We start from the raw sequence: 16,369 nt of genomic DNA, 5'->3' as shown, positions 1-16,369 counted from the left end.
GTGCCTGTGCCCGGTTCGGGCTGAGCAACGTCACCCACGTACGGAAACCGGGGCCACAGCCGCTGCACGGCCGGCCCTGGTTGTCGCTGGCCGCAGGCCCCGCCCGCTCTAGGTCTCCAGTTCCCCGATCCGCGCCACCGTCGTTCCCTCCTTCGGGGCGAGCCGAGCCGGGAGAGGGTGACATCGCGATCGGCGGTGCGACTCTCACCGCCGAGGCGGCCGCGTTGGGTCTGATCGACGAGTACCGCGCCAGGGTCTACCCGGTGCTGGTCGGCGGTGGCATTCCCTTCTTTCCCCAGCACGAGCGCCGAGTGGATCTCGAACTCCTCGAGACCCGCACCTTCAACTCGAGAGTCGTCTACCTTCGCTACCGCGTGGCGCGCTAGCCGCAAGGTGGCGACTTCGCCGTGCACCCTCGGAAGCCTCATGATGGGTTTCCCGCGTCCCCGGGCGTGGCACGGCGGGGAGCGGTCACGGAAACGGGCCTTCATGCTTGGCGATTGGAGTATTGTCCCCGCCCGTATGGAGGGGCGGGATCACGCCGTGGTGGTCGTGACTGGGTCACTGATGAGGGTGAAGCGGGCGGGGCGTGGTCGATCGGGAGATCCGGGCGCCAGGCTGTGAGGATCTGCGCACTGCACTCGAACAGGTTCGGCGGCAGGGCATCCAGCGGCCACCAGCGCCAGTCTCCGACACTCGCCAGGCTGGCCGGTCGGCTCGCCCGTACGCCCGCTACGACGTCGACCTCCCCTCCACGGACGTCGTCCCGCTGCTCCTGAAGGACGGCGTCGCCGTACGCGCCGGAAGCGAGTTCGGCCCCAGCGGCCACCGGCACCTCCGCCTCTCCTTCGCGGCCGACCTCGACACTCTCGACGAGGGCATCACACGGCTCACCGCCTCTCTGAACCGACTGCGCGCCGAACGGGGAACAGGATGCTGCCCCTGATAGCCGCAGCGGCGAAGGCCCGTGGACCAGGGGCCGGGCGGCGTCGTCCGCCTGCCCCTTCGGTGACGGCCGCGGCATGAATGTCGATCGGACGCTGGACGAGGCCCTCTTCGTCAAGCGCTACCTCGACAAGCCCCGCCACATGAAGTCCGGGTGCCTGGCCAAGCACGGCCACATCGTCATCTGCATGCATGACTGCTTCCTCCAGCATCGCCACCAGAAGCTGGTAGAGGAAGCCTCGTTCCCTTCCTCCGAAACATGCCGTGACGCCGTCCTCGGCGTGCACATCGTGCAGCACCCCAGAGGCCGGGGCCCCGCTAACCGACCCTGCCCACTCCAGCCCCGGGCAGGTCAGTGCTGTCGCCGTGTGAACGGTCGAAACACCCCCTGGGGGCGAGTTCACGTACACGCTGGCCCCGGGGCAGTTGCGACGACCATGAATGAGGCCCTGGACGACCGAGGGAGGGTCGGGGCAGTGGTCCAGGACGTGTTTGGGAACCGAGGCTCTCGTCGTTGCGGAAGCTGTCGGGGCCGAGCCAGGGGGTCCCTTGGCGGGCGGTTGGGCTTCTGGGCGATCCGTAGTGGGCCAGGCCTCGGTGGCCGAGCCACGGCGTGACCAGCATGTGGTCCGGAGTGTCCGCGTGGGCGTAGCGGCGTACCGTGCTGGCACTGCGACACAGCACGCCGCGGAGGCGTCCGACCGGGGGGCGACGGCGGGCGGACCGGACGATGAGGGGCCCCGGCCCGCCCCCAGTGCGGACTCAGAGTGCCGCCGCGATCGCCTCGATGGCGCGCAGGGACGTGCGGGAGTCCGTGGTCGGCTGGTATTCAAGACCGATCGGGCCGTCGTAGCCCAGGCTGCGCAGGGTGCGCAGTTGTGCGGCCCAGTCCACCGTGCCGGTGCCCGGCTCCGTGCGGTCCGGGAGGTCCGCGATCTGGACGTGTGAGACGTACTCCACCGACCCGGCGAGTTCCCGTTCGGGTGCCTCGCCCATCTGCAGCGAGTGGTAGACGTCGTAGAGCAGGGCGAGGCCGGGGGAGCCGACTGCGCGGACGGCGGCGAGGCACTCGGCGGTCGTGTCGAACAGCGTGCCGGGGTGGTCCACCCGGGTGTTGAGGTTCTCCAGCAGGATCGTCACGCCGTGCGCGGCGGCGATCTCGGCGCCGGCCTTGAGGGCGTCGACGACGACCGAGTGCTGGACGGCGCGCTTCATGTACGGCAGCCCGACGCCCGAGCCGGTGACGATGCGGGTGCAGCCGAGGCGGACGGCGGCCTCGGCCGCGGCGCGGACGTGGCCGAGGAACTCCTCACGGGTGCGGGCGTCCGCGAGCGTGAGACGGCCCTCGACGAGCAGGGTGCGCAGGGACGAACCGGTGGCGTCCAGGGCCTTGCGGATGCCGTCGAGGTCCTTGTCGCTGTGCGACCAGATCTCCACGGTGCCGATGCCGTGGTCGGCCGCCGCGCGGATGCGTTCGCCCAGGTCGTCGCCGGCTTCCCGGAACAGCAGTTCGACATTGACGGACAGCGGGGCGGTACGGGACATCATGACTCCTGCAAGAGTGGTGGAGCACCCGCGACGGTGACCGCGGGAGGGACCGGCACACCTCGGGGAACCCGGGTGCGGGACGGCGATCTCAGGCGCCTGCGGTGCCGGCCGCTGGGTGTCGGCGGGGTAGCAGCCGCTGGGCGTACCAGCCGTTGAGCATGGTGCTGCGGGAGGGGTTCGGGGTCTGCTCGCTCTCGAAGACGGCCCAGCCGGACCAGTCGTGGGCGCGCAGACGCTCGGCCAGGGCAGCGAAGTCGACCAGACCGCCGATGGTGCCGCACTCGTAGAACCAGCGCTCGATGCCGCGTGCGCCGCCCTCGGACAGCATGCTCGCCTCCGCATGCGGCAGGAGGCGTTCCCCTGTCTCGTCGACGTACCGGGTGTCCTTCAGGTGCAGGTGATCGATCCGGTCGTGATGCGCGTCGAACACCCGCACCGGGTCGAGGCCGGCCACGGTCAGCTCGGCGGTGTCGAGCGTGAGGCCCACCAGGGAGGGGTCGGTCTCGGCGAGCAGTGCGGCGAGCGTCTTCTCATCCGCCGCGGCGCTCAGGCAGTCCGCGTGCAGGGACAGCCGTACGCCGGTCGTGGCGACGGCCGCGCCGACGGCGTTCCAGCCGGCCGCGGCGTCGGCGATCAACGTGTGGGGGAGCGGGCGCTCCAGCGTCCAGGCCGCGGGCAGGGCGCGTACGACCAGTCGGGTGCCGCCCGCCGCGGCCAGGAACTCGGCGAAGGGCAGCAGGGCCCGGACGATCTCGCCGTGCTGCTCGCGGTCCAGGACGGACCGGCCGCGGCTGAGCTCTTCGTCGACCGGTTCGCCGGGGTCGACGTACCAACTGGACACGGTGAGCCCGATGCCGCGGACGAGGTCGAGGAAGGCGTCGGCGGAGCCGTAGGTCGCCGCGATCGAGGCGGGGCGTCCGAGGGGGTCCCAGCGGCCGGTGCCCGCGCGCAGTTCCACGCCGGTGAACCCGCAGGCCGCGATGACCTTGAGGGCACGTTCGTGCTGTTCGGGGCGGGTGAAGTCGTCGAAGTTGGGCTTCCACTGGTTGATCGCGTAGCCCAGGCGGATCGGGTTGTTCATGCGTAGATCCCCGACAGGACGTTGCGGGCGTACCACATGGACAGGGCGGTGGCCTCGGCGTAGTCGCCGCCGATGTTGGCCTTGTCGTGCTCGACGGTGATCCAGCCGGTGTAGCCGACCTCCCTGATGGCACGCATCAGCCGGGGGAAGTCGACCAGGCCGCCCTCGGCGCCCATCTCGTGGAACCACCGGTCGGTCTGCGGGGCCATCAGCTCGGCGTCGGGGGCGTGCCGGTAGGCCTCGGTGGTGTCGCGCTGGCGCGTGTCCTTGAAGTGGAAGCCCGAGCAGCGCTCGTGCAGCTCCATGAAGAGGGCCACCGGGTCGATGCCGGCGATGCAGTGCTGCGCGGTGTCACAGAAGAAGGACACATACCGGGGGTCGGTCCACTCGTAGAACTTGCGGATGTCGTCCTCGGTGCGGATGGCGCAGAAGAACTCGTGGTGGCAGGTGGTGCGGACACCGAACTCGGTCAGGGTCATCTCGCCGACCCGGTTCCAGCAGTCGGCCGCAGCCTTGATCTTGTCGTCGGTGACCGGTGCGGTCTGCGTGTAGAGGCTGGCCGGCATCACGATGAGGCTCTCGATGTCGAGGGCGTCCCACATGCCCAGCATCCGGCGGGTGCTGCCGACGATCTCGTCGTGCGTCTCGCGGACGTGGGCGTCGGCGACGCGCGGGTCGTACATGATGCCGCGGAACAGGTTGGCGATCTTCTCGATGCCGTGGTCGGCGAGATAGCGCTGGTAGTTCTCGACGGAACCGAACATGCCGGACAGGGCGTAGACCTGGAAGTCGAACATGTCCAGGCCCTCGAATCCGACGGCGCTGATCTGCTTGACGAAGTCGTCCATGTGACGGCGGGCGGCGTACTGGGTCACCGGCCCGCGCGGGCTGTCCACCCGCCAGTGGTCCATGTAGCTCCACCGGAGCGCGGTCATGGGCAGTCAACTCCTGAGGGACGGGTGCGGCCGTTGCGGGTGGCCATTAGAACAGAATCGATGTGCTGATTCCAGAAGTAGCCCGCCACCTCTCGGACATGTGCCGGAGGAGTCGGCCGGGGCAGGCCGGGTATCCATGGCGTGGATAAGTAAAATCTGGATTCTGGATTCTCCTCCGTCTTGCGCCGGTGCACCGCGGTGGTGTGCCCTGTGGATCCCGCGCCGCCGAACAGGCGCTGTCCCGCAAAGAAGCGGAAGGCTGAACATGGCAAGCAGTACGGTCACGCCGCACCTGGCCGGGGAACATACGGTCCGTCTCGGCTGGCGGGAGAAGGCCGGTTACGGAGCCGGCGACCTCGCCTCCAACCTCTCGTGGAACCTCGTCGGTGGTTTCCTCCTGTACTACTACACCGATGTCGCCCTTATGCCGGCAGCGGCCCTGGGCACCCTCTTCCTCGTCGCCCGGCTGCTGGACGCCGTGGTCGACCCGGTCATCGGCATCCTGGTGGACCGTACGACGTCGCGGTGGGGCAAAGCGCGGCCCTATCTGGCGCTCGTCTCGGTGCCGTTCGGCGTCGTCGGGGTGCTCACCTTCACCGTCCCGCCACTGGGCGACAGCGGCAAGCTCGTCTACGCCTTCCTCACCTATCTGACGCTGGGCCTGCTGTTCTCGCTGGTCAATGTCCCCTACAGCGCGCTGCTGCCGATGATGACGCGCGATCCGCACGAGCGGATGCAGATGGGCGGCCTGCGCGCGATCGGCAGCTCCGTCGGGTCGATCGTCGTGACCGCGGCGACCACCCCGCTTGTGGCCTGGCTCGGCGCCGGCAATGAGCAGCGGGGCTGGACGATCGCGACAGCGATCTACAGTGTGCTGAGCGTCGGCTTCTTCGCGGTCACCTTCGTCACGTGCAGGGAGCGCCATGCGCTGCCAGCCGAGTCCGGGCACGTCCGCCCGGGTGCCGCGCTGCGGATGCTCTGGGGCAACCGGCCGTGGAAGGTCACGTTCATCTACGGCGTCCTCAACTTCGTACGGCTCTCCATGGTGCTCGGCGTCACCGTCTACTTCGCGCTGTCGGTGCTGCGCGCGCCGTGGGCGATCTCGGTGCTGATGCCCCTGGTGTCCGGGACGATGATCGTCGGCGGCATCGCGGCTCCCGCCCACTACCGTCGCTTCGGCAAACGGCGCGGCAACCTGATCGCGCTGGCCGTCGGTTTCGCCGGCTGGGCCGCGATGCTCCCGGCGGAGGGAAACATCCCGCTCTTCCTTACTCTCTACGTCATCGCCACGTTCGCCATCGGTCTGTCGATGGTGTCGATGTTCACGATGGTCGCCGACACCGTCGAGTACCAGCAGTGGCGGTACGGGACGCGCAACGAGGGCTTGCTGTCGTCGGGCATCAGCTTCGCGACCAAGTTCGGTTCCGCTCTCGGCATGGCCGCGGTCGCCTACGGCCTGAGTCTGTCCGGCTATCACCCCGGGGCGACGAGCGGGCCCGCGCTGACCGCGATCCGCTTCATGTTCTACGGAGTACCGCTGCTCCTGGTCGCCGCGCAGGCGGTGACGATGCTCTTCTGGGACCTCGACCAGCGCCAGGGGGAGATGCATTCCGAGCTCGACGGCGCCTCCCGCGCGGGCCGGGACTGACCCTCGCACCACGAGGCCGGCGGCATCCCGGGCTCTCTGCCAGGGAGATCTTTGCTCAGGCCGTACCAAAATCAACATTCTTAATCTAATATTTCCGTCAGACACACTACACAGAGGAGGGCGCCGCCCCCATGACGACCGAGACACCCATTCCCGACAACTCGCAGCACCGCGTCCGCCGCGGGGTCAGCCTCTACTCCTTCCAGGAGGAGTACTTCCTGCGGACCATGTCGGTGGAGGACTGCGTGGCCGCCTCGGCGGACATGGGAGCGATGGGAATCGAGATCATCCCGGAGCAGTCGATCCCCGGTTATCCCGAGCTGACCGAAGAGTTCGTCGAGCGCTGGCACGGCTGGATGCGCACCTACGGCACGACGCCCGTGGCCACCAACGCCTTCCTCGACACGAAGCTGCATCCGGGCCGGCTGCTGAGCCTCGACGAGCAGGCCGCCAGAGTCCGCCGCGACATCGACATCGCCGTCGGTCTCGGCGCCCCGATCGTGAAGGCCACCGTCAACTTCTCGCCCGAGGTGATGGCGGCCGTCGCCCCTTACGCCGAGGAGCGGGGGGTACGGCTGCTGCTCGAGGTCCACGCGCCGTTCCACTTCGAGCACCCGTGGATCGTGGAGCACCTCGAGGTCATGCACCGCTTCGGCGCCCATGTCCTCGGTCTGATGCCGGACATGGGCATCCATGTGCGCCGGTTCCCGCGCGTCGTGAGCGAGCGGGCGCTGCGCGACGGGGCGCGGCCCGACCTCGTGGACTACATCGTCCGCGCCTACGACGACCATGGCGACACCCACGCGCTGATGGACATCGTCAACTACCGCGGCGGCGGGCCCGTCGAGTTCGCGCTGGCCCGGCAGGCCACCCACTACATCTGGACCGAGCCGAAGGAGATGCTCGCGCACATGCCCTTCATCGGGCATGTCCAGGCGAAGTTCTACGAGATGACCGACGAGGGCGCCGAGTACAGCATCCCCTACGAGGAGATCGTCCCCGTGCTGGTCGACGGGGGATTTTCCGGCTTCCTCTCCAGCGAGTACGAGGGCAACCGGCACATCCAGGACGCCTTCCGCGTCGACAGCGTCGAGCAGGTGCGCAGGCAGCAGACGCTGCTCGCCCGCCTCCTGGGCGAGACGGCCTGACCACCCCCACCATCACGGGAGACAGCATCGTGTTCGACAAGTACATCATCTGCGAGGACGGGTTCCGCACCCGCGGCGACGGTCGCCCGGGCGGGGAACTGGACGTCAGAATGCCCTATTACCGAGGGCTGTTCCTGTCCATGGTCGAGGTCGTCGACCTCACTCTCGACGGCCGTCCGGTGCCCCCCGGGCGCACCGCTTTCACCGTGCACGGAACGACCTACACCTTCGCGGAGTTGCCGCACGTCACCGACGACCGCTGGGAGATGGGGGAACGAGCGGTGCTCTCCTTCGAGACCGACCAGCCGCTCGGCCCCGGCGAACACGACGTCGCGGTCTCGGTCCGGCTGCGGATCTCCTACATGCCGGTGCCCGGCGGAGGCCGCGACCACAAGCGGCTGCGCCTTGAGAGCTCCGGAGGCGGTACGGCGGCGTAAAGGTCCCTGATCGCCTGACCGTCGCCCAGCAATTTCCCCATGAAGGGAGTCAAGTGTGTCACCGTCAGCGTTTCATAGCAGAGGCTGGCGCGTCGGCATAGCGTCCCTGGCCGCCTGTCTCTTCGGGTTGCTTGCGCTCGTGGCACCGCCTGCGGTGTCCGCCTCGCCGGACATCAGCGCCGCGCCCCTGGCGAAGACCGAGGACGGCTGGGTTCGCGGGGCCCGCGAGGCAGGCTCGGACGCTTTCCTCGGGATCCCCTACGCGGCGCCGCCCACGGGTGACCGTCGCTGGCGCCCTCCGGCCACGGCCTCCGCCTGGCGGGGCGTGCGTGCCGCGACCACCGCCCCTCCGGACTGTGCTCAGTCCGTCGGCGGCCTGCTGCCCGGACAGGCAAGCACCACGGAGGACTGCCTGTACCTGAACGTCTACCGGCCCGCCCGAGCGGACGCGAAGCGGTTGCCGGTGCTGTTCTGGATCCACGGCGGCGGCTACGGCTCGGGGGCCGGCCGACTGTACGACGGCAGCCGGCTCGCCGCGAAGAACGAGGCGATCGTGGTGAGCATCAACTACCGGGTCAACGTGTTCGGCTTCCTGTCCCTGGCCTCCCTCGACCACGAGCAGGGCAACTCCGGGAACTACGGATTCCTCGACCAGTTGGCCGCCCTGCACTGGGTGAACAGGAACATCGCGGCGTTCGGCGGCGATCCCGGCCGCGTGACGATCGACGGTCAGTCCGCCGGGGCCTTCTCGGTGTGCAACATGCTCGCCGCGCCCGCGGCCAAGGGGCTGTTCAGCGCTGCCGTCCTGCAGAGCGGCGGCACCTGTCCGACCGTGCCGAAGGCGTCGTACGAGGCCGGCCTGCTGGCGGTCGTCAAGGCCGCGGGCTGCCCGGACATCGGTGCCACGGCCCAACTGGCCTGTCTGCGCGGCAAGTCCGGGGCCGAGCTGCTCGACGCGGCGGCCAAGATGCCCGGAGGCCTTGCCTGGAACGCGGCGGCCGGCGGGAACGCTCTGCCCGTCCAGCCCCTGGAGGCGGTCAGGTCCGGCACGTGGACCAAGGTGCCGGTCCTGCTGGGCACCACCCGTGACGAGGCCCGGGCGATGCTGCAGTACATCGGCACGCCCTTCCCCCAGACCGAGGACGGCTACCGCTCGGTGATGCGCACCTTCTTCGGGGACCAGGCCGACAAGATCCTCGCGGAGTACCCGGCCGCCGACTACACCGACCCCGCGTACGCCGAGGCCGCGGTCCTCACCGACAGCGGCGTTTCGGCCGGCCTGGGCGGCTGCGGCCAGCTGTCCACCGCGGACGTCTTCGCGGCGCACACGACCACCTACTACTACGAGCTGTACGACCCCAACGCGCCACCGCTCACAGTCCCCTCTCCGGTCCCGGCGGGCTATCAGATGGGCTCGGCCCACAGCGCGGACCTCGCCTACCTGTTCCAGGACGGCTTCGCCGAGCAGTCCGCGCCGTTCACCCCCGCGCAGCGGGCACTGTCCGATCGGATCATGCGGTACTGGACGAACTTCGCCGGGCGGGGCGACCCCGACGGCCACGGGCAGCCCCACTGGCCCGTGTACAAGGGCGGCGGCGACGGAGTCGTGCAGCTCAGCCCGGACAACGTCTCGGTGATGCCCGACTACCGGGCCGAACACCGGTGCTCCTTCTGGCACTCCCTCGGCCGGCCGTAGCCGGAGCCGTACCGGTGCGTCCGCGCCCATCGCCGTCCTGCGGCGGCTCCGCGGACGCGTCGTTGACACCCCTCTATGGGCAGCCACATACTCAAGTATCAGAACCAAAATTATGAATTTGATCGGTCGCGACGGGCCGGTCTGGAGGTCACTGTGCGCTTTTCCGCTTTCCTCACCACCCGCTCGGCGGGACCGCACGAGGACCGTGCCGTCATGGAGGCCATGGTCCAGCACGCCACCGACGTCGAGCGTCTGGGATTCGACGCCGTCTTCCTGCCGGATCACCACTTCACCGGGTACGCGCCTCCCGCCAGCGACCCCATGATGTTCGCGGCGTACCTCGCGGCACGCCTGCCCAGACTGCACTTCGGCTTCTCCGTGCAGACCATCCCGCTGCACCACCCCGTCCGGTTCGCCGAACGGCTGAACCTCCTCGACCAGCTCACCGACGGCAAGGTCCTCGTCGGCATCGGCAGCGGCACCACGCCGGAGGAGATGATCGGCCTCGGCATCAACTACAAGGACACCCCGCAGCTGTCCGTCTCCAACCTGGAGATCGTCCAGCGGCTGTGGGACAAGAAGACGGACGACGAGCCGGTCGTCTTCGACAACGGCCACTACCGGGGTTCGGTGGTCTCCCGCATCGTCCCCGCTCCGTACTCCGTCCAGGGACCGCAGCTCATGTCGGTGGCCCTGCGCCCGTCCAGCACCCAGCGCGCGGCTCAGCTCGCCCAGCCCGCCTTCATCCCCGCCTTCACTCCTCCCGCGCTCGACGACGGCGAGCCCCTCGTCCACCTGCGCAGGCACTTCGCCGCCTACCGGGACGCCCTGGAAGCCGCCGGGCACGGGCAGGAGGCCGTCGACCGGGCGCTGGGCTGGACCACCCACACCTACCAGCACGTCCACGTCGCCCCCACCGACGAGCAGGCCGAGGACGAGTTCCAGCAGATCATCGAGCTGTACCAGGCCGCCGTGGAGCGTGAGCACGGTGCCAACAAGGCGGCCGAGAAGCTCAGCGGCGTGGAGCTCGGGCCCGTGCACGACGCCCGCAAACCCGGCTGGCAGCGCACCTGGTGCCTGTGGGGAAGCCCGGACACGGTGGCGGAGCACCTGCGTGAGGTGGCCGGCGTGGGGATAGGCAACATCCTCGGTGGCTTCCTCGGCGGGACCCTGACCCCGCAGCGCACCGAGTGGGGCAGGCGCTCGCTGGAGCTCTTCGCGCGCGAGGTCATGCCGAGGTTCCGTTCATGACGGCCTCGCACTCCCCGTTCCCGGACGCGGCGGCGATCGCCTCGGTCAGCACCGGCGAAGCCCCGGGCGAGGCCCCGGAGGACCACGCGCTCCCTCCGGCCCGCCCCGAGGACGACCTGGCCGCCGCCCTGGCGGCGCTGGGGCCGCGGCAGCGCGCCACGCTGACCGCGGGCGCGAACGGCTGGAGCACCCTGCCCGCCCCGCAGGCCCACCTCCCTGCGTTGCTCATGGGCGACGGCCCTCTCGGCGTGGTCAGCCCGACCTTCGACGAGCGGGAGACCTCACTGCTGCTGCCCTGCGGCACCGCGCTGGGTGCCACCTGGGACCCCGAGGTGGTGCGGTCGGTCGCGCTGGCCCAGGGCTCCGAAGCGCTGCGCAGAGGCTTCGCCGCGGTGTACGCGCCGAACCTCAACCTGGCGCGCACGGGACTCTCGGGCCGTACCTTCGAGATGATCTCGGAGGACCCGTTCCTCACCGGGACCCTCGGTGCCGCGTTCGTGTCCGGGCTGCAGAGTCAGCGGGTCGCGTCCTGTCCCAAGCACCTGGTCTGCAACGACACCGAGACCGAGCGGCAGCGCATGAGCGTCACCGTCGACGAGACCACCCTGCGCGAGGTGTACCTGCGGCCCTTCGAGATGGCGATCGAGGCGGGCGCGTGGATGGTCATGGCCGCCTACAACCGTCTCAACGGCACACCGTGCACCTCCCACCGCGAGCTGATCGGGATCCTCAAGGACGAGTGGGGCTGGGACGGGCTGGTGGTCTCGGACTACTTCGCCCTCGCTGACACCGTGGCCCCGGCGCTCGCCCGGCTGGACCTGGAGATGCCCGGCCCGGCGATCCATCTCGGTGAGCGGCTCGCGGACGCGGTCGCGGGGGGCGAGGTGCCGCAGGAGGTCGTCGACGACGCGGCCCTGCGACTGCTCCGGCTCGCCGGTAGGGTCGGCGCCCTCGCCGGTGCCGGACCCCGGGCGGCTGTGCCCGCCGGGCACGTGAGCGCTGAGCGGGCCCCCGATGTGCTCGCCGCCGCGGCCGCCGCGTCGTTCACACTGCTGCGCAACCATGGCGAGGTGCTGCCGCTGTCGCCGCGGGCGGGGGAGCGGCTGGCGGTGCTCGGGCCGAACGCGCAGAAGCCCTGCTACCAGGGTGCGACGTTCGGACGCATACGCCCGGCCGGAGAGCCGGCCACCCCCTGGGAAGCACTCCGGGACCGCTTCGGGCCGCACTGCACGGTCGTACACGAATCCGGCGTCGGGCACACACGGCCCGAGCCGCTGGGCCGCTTCCCGGTCACCACGCCGGACGGCGAGCCGGGCATCCTGCTGGAGTACGCACGTCCCGGCACCGGGCCGGATCCCATGCTCCGTGAGGTGCGCGCCGACAGCACCTTCGTCTGGTTCGGGTCGATCCCCGGGGTGGGTGCCACGACCGAGCCCTGCCGGCTGCGGCTGACCGCGGTGTTCGTCCCGGAGGTCACCGGGCGGTACGTCTTCGCCGCCGGAGGGTCGGGCGACACGGTGCTCACGGTCGACGGCGAGGTGATCGCCCGGCGTCCGGCGCCTGCCCCGGGCGACGTGATGGGGCAGGTCGCCCGTGCCGAGACGACAGGGGGCGAGGTGGATCTCACGGCGGGCGTGCCGGCCACGATCGCCGTCCGGATGGACTCGCCGGGCGCCCGGGTCCAGGCCCTGACCGTGGGCTGTGTGCCGCCCCGCCCGGCGGACGCGCTGGAGCGCGCGGTCGCGGCGGCCGCGTCCGCCGACACGGCGGTGCTGGTCGTGGGCGACACCCTGGAGACGTCACGCGAGAGCCGGGACCTGGAGGACTCCAGGCTCCCCGCCGACCAGGTGGAGCTCATCCGCCGGGTCGCCGCGGTCAATCCGCGGACCGTCGTGGTGGTCAACGCCGGCCGTCCCATCGACGCGCCCTGGTCCGACGAGGTCGCCGCGGTGCTCTACGCATGGCTGCCCGGGCAGGAGTTCGGCAGTGCGTTGGCCTCGGTCCTCGCGGGCGACCTGGAGCCCTCCGGCCGCATGCCCGTCACCGTCACCCGCCGGGACGAGGACCGCTCCACCTGGGGCGAGCGCCTCGACCCGGACCTGGCCCTCGACTACACGGCCGCCGAACCGACCGGCTACCGCCACCTGCGCCGGTCGGGTGTCCCGCCGCGCTTCGCCTTCGGGTCCGGGCTGGGGTACACGCGGTGGGAATACCTCGACGCCCGTGCCGAAGCCACGGACGACGGTACGCCCGGACGCTTCGACGTCACGGTCACCGTCACCAACACCGGGCGGCGGGCCGGACGGGAGGTCGTTCAGGTGTACGTCCAGGGGCCGGCCGAGGAGGACATCCGGCTCGCGGGCTTCGCCGGCGTGCGCGCCGGGCCGGGAGAAACCGCCGTGGTCCGCATCGCGCTGGACGAGCGCGCCTTCGCCCGGTGGGACCCCACCGGGGCCGCCTGGTCCATCGCCCCGGGAACGCACCAAATTCTGGTGGGCCGGTCGTCGGTGGAGCTGCCCTACCGGCTGGAGGTCGACCTGTGACGGCCGCGTTGGACCGGCACGCGGGGGACGCCCAGCACGAGAAGCGTGCGGGACGTCCCCGCGCGGTCATGGCGATCGCGTGCGCGGCCACGTTCATCTGTGTGCTGGACGTCTCGATCGTCAACGTGGCGCTGCCCTCGATGCGGGCGCATCTCGCGCTGTCCCCCGCAGGCCTGCAGTGGGTGGTCAACGGCTACGCCCTGACCTTCGCAGGCTTCCTGCTGCTCGGCGGGCGTGCCGCCGACCTTCTGGGGGGCAGGCGTGTGTTCCTGGCCGGACTGGCGCTGTTCACCGCCGCGAGCATGGCGGGCGGACTGGCGCAGGCCGGGTGGCAGCTGGTGGCGGCACGGTTCGTCCAGGGGCTCGGGGGCGCTCTCCTCGTACCCACGACGCTGACCCTGGTCACGACCTCCTTCACCGGGTCCCGGGAAAGGCCACGCGCGCTGGCGCTGCTGACGGCGGCGGCAGGCTCCGGCAGCGCCCTGGGGGGCGTCTTCGGCGGACTGCTCACCGGGCTGCTCGGCTGGCGCTCGGTGCTGTTCGTGAACGTGCCCGCGGGGGCCGGGCTGCTGCTCGCCGCCGCCTGGGCACTGCGCGACGGGCCGCGCGAGCGGACGCCGGGTGGGCTGGATCTGCCCGGCTCGGTCGCCGTCACCCTCGGCACGGCGGGTCTGGTGGGAGCCATCGTCCTGTCGGAGCACAGAGGTTGGGCCTCCGGTTCCGTCCTGGGGCTTCTCGCGGCGGCGCTGGCGCTGCTGGCCGGCTTCGTGCTGTGGGAGCGCCGGGCCCGCGACCCGGTCGTCCCGCTGGACGTGTTCCGCAGCCGGCCGCTGACGCTGGCCGTCGTGCTGGCCGCGCTCACCGGGGGCGTGCTTCCGGCGACGATGTTCTTTCTGTCCCTGCACCTGCAGCAGGTGCAGAACATGAGCCCGTTGCCGGCCGGTGTCGCGCTTCTGCCGGGCGCGGCGGGTGTCGCTCTGGGCGCGGCCGGTGCTTCCCGGCTGGTCGGGCTGCTCGGCTCGCGTGCGACGTTCCTGGCGAGTTCGCTGCTGTCCGCCGCCGCCCTGGCGTGGCTGTCCGGTCTGACTCCCCAGGGAGGTTACGCCGGGCAGGTCGCAGTTGCGTTGTTCCTCTCGATGGTGGGCCTGGGGGCGGCCGGTCTGCCGCTGACGCTCGCGGCCGTCGCGGGCGCGGGACCGCACCGGACCGGTCTGGCGTCCGGGCTGCTCAACACGGCCAAGCAGATCGGTGGCGCCGTGGGCCTCGCCGCTCTGGTCACGCTCGCCGCGGCCCGCACCGCCTTCCTCACGGCCGAGGGGCGCGTGACGGCGGACACGGCCCTCACCCGGGGCTTCGGCCTGGCGTTTCTGGCCGCCGCGGGGATCGTGACCCTCGCGTGTTTCGTCGGGCTCGCCCTGCCGTCCCGTGCACGGCAGGAGGACGATCCTCCGTCGGGGCAGGGGCGCCCGCCGCGCGCTACCCAGTGACCTGCATCACAGTCACGTTTTTATAATCAGAATATTGAATTTGTTCGTAACGGCGCGCACACTCGCCCGTAACGCGACGCACCCAACACACCGAATCCGGTGTCCGTGGACGAGACCTCCCTGTCAGGCCCCCGCCACGGGACACCGCTCTCCCTCTCCTCACGGCCCAGCGAGGTCCGGAGCCCCCCACCGGTACGACGCACCGTCCACCGACGGTCCGACCAGCGGGCCGGGCCCGCGCCAACCGAAAGGCAGTCCTTCATGCGTGCTTCCCGTCTCACCCTCGCCCTCGCGTCCGGCACCGCCTGCGCACTGACCCTCGCCGGCTGCGGAGGGGGAGGCGGAACCGGCAGCCAGTCAGCCGGTGCGGCGGCCGTCGCCGATCCCGCGGACAGCGGGTCCTTCACCTTCATCGCCCAGGCGACCGGGAACAAGGACGAGCCCTTCGACGCGATCATTTCCGCCTTCGAGAAGAAGTACCCGAACATCAAGGTGAAGGCGGAGTACCTGCCGATCGGCACCTCCTACGCCGACTCCCTGCGCACCCGGCTGCGCGGTGGCAACCAGCCGGACGTCTACTACGCCGCGCCCGGCGGAGGAGGCCTCACCTCCCTGCTCAACCTGGCCGACGCCGGGCTCGCCGCCGACCTGACCAGGCAGTCCTGGACCAGCGGCCTGGTCGACAAGAACGCACACGGCCTCTTCTACCAGGGGGGCCGGCTCTGGGGCGTCCCGTTCGACCGGGTTGTCGTCGCGCAGGTGTACAACACCACCGCACTCAAGAAGAGCGGTATCCAAGTGCCCAGAACCATGGACGAACTCCTCGCTGCCTGCCGGACCGCGCGCAAACAGGGCAAGTCCATGATCTCCCTGGCCGGTGCCAGCACCGAGAACGCGGGACTGTTCGCCTCCGCCCTCGCCGCCAACTACGTGCTCGGTGACGACCCGGAGTTCAACACCCAGCGGGACCAGGGCAAGACGACGTTCGCCGGAAACGCGGGCTGGCAGGCGACCGCCAAGGCGATCATCGACATGAACAAGGCCGGTTGCTTCCAGAAGGGGGTCGAGGCCGCGGACATCCCCCAGGCGGCACCCGCGCTGGTGCAGGGCAAGGCGCTGTCCTTCGTCATCCCCACCGGCGCGTTCGGCGCCCTGCGCGGCATTTCGCCCAGCATCCAGCTGGAGGCCCATCCACTGCCGGGTGCGACGGCCGCGGGCACCAACATCTACTCCTCACAGTCCGACGCGCTGGCCATCTCGCCGAAGGGCGCCAAGAACGGCGCCGCCACGACCTTCCTGAAGTACGTCAGCACCGAGGGCGGGGACGCCGTCTACGCGAAGGCCACGGGCAACCTGCCCCTGAAGGGGACCTTGAACGACCCGGCGCTGAACAGCATTTCGGGCATCCTGACCGACCAGAAGCACGTGTACCCGATGGTCCAGCTTCCGTGGCCCAACCCGGAGGTCTACAACAACCTGGGCAAGGGGGTTCAGGGCCTGCTGACCGGCCAGCAGAGCGCCGACGCCGTCCTGAAGTCCATGGACGAGGCCTGGAAGACCAAGTAGCGCTCCCCACCAGCGGGCGGAGCATCCGCCTGCCCGTCTCCTCCCGCAGCCCCCGCCTCGCACGCCCTCCGGAGCCCACCTCAG

Annotated in this window: 12 protein-coding genes and 2 pseudogenes; 11 read left to right on the top strand and 3 right to left on the bottom strand. The window is 70.5% G+C overall.

Annotated elements, in window-relative coordinates; translation table 11 throughout:
* Positions 1 to 158: 158 nt before the first annotated feature.
* The 3 genes and pseudogenes from SRB17_RS39935 to SRB17_RS47030 all read left to right on the top strand — a co-directional run.
* A pseudogene (locus tag SRB17_RS39935) lies at positions 159 to 386 on the top strand (dihydrofolate reductase family protein); the annotation flags it as partial.
* A gap of 203 nt (positions 387 to 589) precedes the next feature.
* Positions 590 to 946, top strand: coding sequence for a hypothetical protein (locus SRB17_RS48680; protein WP_153546308.1), 357 nt, complete (start codon positions 590 to 592; stop codon positions 944 to 946).
* 61 nt (positions 947 to 1,007) lie between these two features.
* Positions 1,008 to 1,193: pseudogene (locus SRB17_RS47030) on the top strand (acetyl-/propionyl-CoA carboxylase subunit alpha); the annotation flags it as partial.
* Positions 1,194 to 1,707: 514 nt separating this feature from the next.
* Here SRB17_RS47030 and SRB17_RS39920 read toward each other — a convergent pair.
* The 3 genes from SRB17_RS39920 to SRB17_RS39910 form a co-directional block, all read right to left on the bottom strand.
* On the bottom strand, positions 1,708 to 2,493 hold the full coding sequence (locus tag SRB17_RS39920) for a TIM barrel protein (RefSeq protein ID WP_153546305.1): 786 nt from the start codon (positions 2,491 to 2,493) through the stop codon (positions 1,708 to 1,710).
* 88 nt (positions 2,494 to 2,581) lie between these two features.
* Positions 2,582 to 3,574: a sugar phosphate isomerase/epimerase family protein gene (locus tag SRB17_RS39915; protein WP_153546303.1), complete on the bottom strand. Its 993-nt coding sequence runs from the start codon at positions 3,572 to 3,574 to the stop codon at positions 2,582 to 2,584.
* Positions 3,571 to 4,509, bottom strand: coding sequence for a sugar phosphate isomerase/epimerase family protein (locus SRB17_RS39910; RefSeq protein ID WP_153546301.1), 939 nt, complete (start codon positions 4,507 to 4,509; stop codon positions 3,571 to 3,573). The genes SRB17_RS39915 and SRB17_RS39910 overlap by 4 nt, the downstream gene beginning before the upstream one ends.
* 265 nt (positions 4,510 to 4,774) lie before the next feature.
* On the opposite strand from SRB17_RS39910, the gene SRB17_RS39905 reads away from it, so the two are divergent.
* The 8 genes from SRB17_RS39905 to SRB17_RS39870 all read left to right on the top strand — a co-directional run bounded on the left by SRB17_RS39905 (position 4,775) and on the right by SRB17_RS39870 (position 16,285).
* A complete protein-coding gene (locus SRB17_RS39905) occupies positions 4,775 to 6,157 on the top strand; it encodes an MFS transporter (protein ID WP_194294279.1) in 1,383 nt (460 codons plus the stop codon).
* 131 nt (positions 6,158 to 6,288) lie between these two features.
* Entirely contained in the window at positions 6,289 to 7,305 is a 1,017-nt protein-coding gene (locus SRB17_RS39900) for a sugar phosphate isomerase/epimerase family protein (RefSeq protein ID WP_153546298.1), read from the top strand.
* Positions 7,306 to 7,334: 29 nt separating this feature from the next.
* Positions 7,335 to 7,742: a C-glycoside deglycosidase beta subunit domain-containing protein gene (locus tag SRB17_RS39895; protein ID WP_323377351.1), complete on the top strand. Its 408-nt coding sequence runs from the start codon at positions 7,335 to 7,337 to the stop codon at positions 7,740 to 7,742.
* Positions 7,743 to 7,881: 139 nt separating this feature from the next.
* On the top strand, positions 7,882 to 9,438 hold the full coding sequence (locus SRB17_RS39890) for a carboxylesterase/lipase family protein (protein ID WP_194294278.1): 1,557 nt from the start codon (positions 7,882 to 7,884) through the stop codon (positions 9,436 to 9,438).
* 153 nt (positions 9,439 to 9,591) lie between these two features.
* A complete protein-coding gene (locus tag SRB17_RS39885) occupies positions 9,592 to 10,689 on the top strand; it encodes an LLM class flavin-dependent oxidoreductase (protein WP_323377349.1) in 1,098 nt (365 codons plus the stop codon).
* The gene (locus SRB17_RS39880) at positions 10,686 to 13,232 is read left to right on the top strand and encodes a glycoside hydrolase family 3 protein (protein WP_153546292.1); all 2,547 of its coding nucleotides are present in this window, start codon (positions 10,686 to 10,688) and stop codon (positions 13,230 to 13,232) included. Before SRB17_RS39885 ends, SRB17_RS39880 begins: the two co-directional genes overlap by 4 nt.
* Complete coding sequence (locus SRB17_RS39875; RefSeq protein WP_323377348.1) at positions 13,229 to 14,719, top strand: MFS transporter; 1,491 nt, start codon at positions 13,229 to 13,231, stop codon at positions 14,717 to 14,719. The genes SRB17_RS39880 and SRB17_RS39875 overlap by 4 nt, the downstream gene beginning before the upstream one ends.
* A 261-nt stretch (positions 14,720 to 14,980) precedes the next feature.
* Positions 14,981 to 16,285, top strand: a complete 1,305-nt coding sequence (locus SRB17_RS39870) for an ABC transporter substrate-binding protein (protein ID WP_153546290.1) — start codon at positions 14,981 to 14,983, stop codon at positions 16,283 to 16,285.
* Positions 16,286 to 16,369 lie beyond the last annotated feature (84 nt).

Source organism: Streptomyces sp. RB17 (assembly GCF_009604455.1).
Classification (GTDB): Bacteria; Actinomycetota; Actinomycetes; order Streptomycetales; family Streptomycetaceae; genus Streptomyces.
Note: the sequence above shows the minus strand (reverse complement) of the source record. Positions and strands in the feature narration are given on the sequence as shown.